This is a genomic window from Bartonella sp. AA86SXKL, assembly GCF_042196885.1.
In genome coordinates this window covers 1-574 of sequence record NZ_JBHIRE010000541.1, presented here as the reverse complement: position 1 = coordinate 574, position 574 = coordinate 1, and the positions used below count along the sequence as shown (strand labels likewise).

At 38.3% G+C, this 574-nt stretch carries 1 pseudogene; it reads right to left on the bottom strand.

Going from position 1 to position 574, the window contains the following annotated elements:
* Positions 1 to 574 (bottom strand): annotated as a pseudogene (locus ACFIO5_RS13165) (Vomp family autotransporter); the annotation flags it as partial.

Genomic DNA, 574 nt, shown 5'->3' with positions numbered 1-574 from the left:
CCACCACCAAAATACTTTGATATATTTTTAGCAATTGTTGCCAGATTATTTGTAACAGTGTTAACATTCTGATTAGTCGCAAAGAGCTGCGAACCATTCACTGCATCGGTTGAATTTTCAGTAATATCTCCATTGGCAAGAAATTTAATTTTGCTATTGGTTTTTCCGTCTCCATGCTGTGCCACAAATGCCTGCTCATCATTACTCCACAATAGAGAATCTTTAGAAACACCCTCAATTTTCTGAGTGAACTCATTAGCTACATGTGTTAAGCGGCTATTCACATTGTTGACATTGTCATCAAGTCCTGTCAACGCTGAGCCAACATCAGTATGTACCTTCTGTCCTACAGTACCATCTGCAGAAACAGTAGATAAATTATATCTTGGTCCTAAAAAAGAACCATCTTGAAATACAGTACCCCCGCCAAAAAACTTTGCAATATCTCCGGATACTGTATTAATTTGGTTCCCATTGATAGCATCATGCGAATCTTTAGCAATTTTGCCATCTTTGACATTCAAAAGAGCAACTGGTCCTGTACTCTTACCGCCACCTAAAGTCACACTGTTAT